Source organism: Psychrobacter sp. T6-1, assembly GCF_052258445.1.
Map to the genome: position 1 here is coordinate 1 of NZ_JBQQFC010000492.1, position 1,226 is coordinate 1,226.

1 protein-coding gene is annotated in these 1,226 nt (G+C 43.7%); it reads left to right on the top strand.

Annotated elements, in window-relative coordinates:
- Positions 1 to 357: 357 nt before the first annotated feature.
- Positions 358 to 1,226: SDR family oxidoreductase (locus ACTXGO_RS14055; RefSeq protein ID WP_435948983.1), on the top strand; the 869-nt coding region annotated here is incomplete at its 3' end.

A 1,226-nucleotide genomic window follows, 5' to 3' on the forward strand; every position in this document is an offset into this window, starting at 1 on the left:
GCAATACGCAGTGAAATTCTTGCGGCCTAGTCATTCTAGGTTAGATAACTTCGCCATGTATTGGCAAAAAATAGCCTCGCCCTGAAAGGCTGATGCTAAAATCACCCCAAACGGTGTTGTAAATCTAGCTAATGTCTAGACATTATCTTCGGTTTACGCCTAGTTTGGTGCAATTTTAGCTATCAGCAGTCCTAATATTTGAATGTTCAACAGACCCTAAGCCTCTAGTCTGCTATACACAATTGCCGTTCAATTATCTACGCAGGCATACTATACTATTGTGTTTTAGCCGTATACTTTGACGCATAAAGACTGCGATTAAGTGTTACATTGCTACTGATATACAAGGAGCTATCTATGCAAAGTAAATTGGTAAATTTAATGACGCAAACGGCCAAGAACCGTAAAGCGCAATTAGTTAGTGCGATCAAACCTGGGCGTTATCTTGCCCGATTAAACCAGCAGCAAGTAGGACAGGGCAAGACAGTGCTGGTTACAGGTGCCAGCTCAGGACTTGGTGAGGGCATGGCATGGTTATTTGCCAGACTAGGTTATAACTTAGCCATTTGCGCGCGCCGCACTAGTCGTTTAGAGCAGCTAAAAACAGATATTTTATCCAAATATCCTGATATTCGTGTCGAGTATCGGGGATTAGATGTGACCGACTATAGCGCTATATTTACCGTGTTTGATGAGTTCGTCGCCGATTTTGGCACTATAGATCGGGTCGTGGTGAACGCAGGGATTGGTGAGAGTCGCCGCATCGGAAAAGGTCGCTTTAGTATCAACAGGCGCACCGCTGAAATCAACTTTATATCAGCACTAGCGCAGTGTGAAGCAGGCATGAAGATTTTTCGCAAACAAAACCATGGTCATCTGGTAGTTATATCGAGCATGTCCGCCATGCGCGGTTTACCAAAACACATGACGACTTATGGTGCAAGTAAAGCTGGCATTGCGCATTTGGCTGAAGGTATTCGCGCTGATATGATACTTGAAAAACTCCCTATCAAAGTCTCTACTATCTTTCCAGGTTATATACGTACTGAGATTAATGAAAATGCTAAGCCATTGCCTTTTGAGGTCAGTGCTAACAAGGGCACTAAAGCTATCGTCGCTGCTATAGAATCTGGTGTTGCACAAGCCTGCGTGCCAAGCTTGCCTTGGTCTATTGTAAGCCCTGCAATGAAATACCTACCTTTGAGTTTAATTACCAAAGCAAGCTA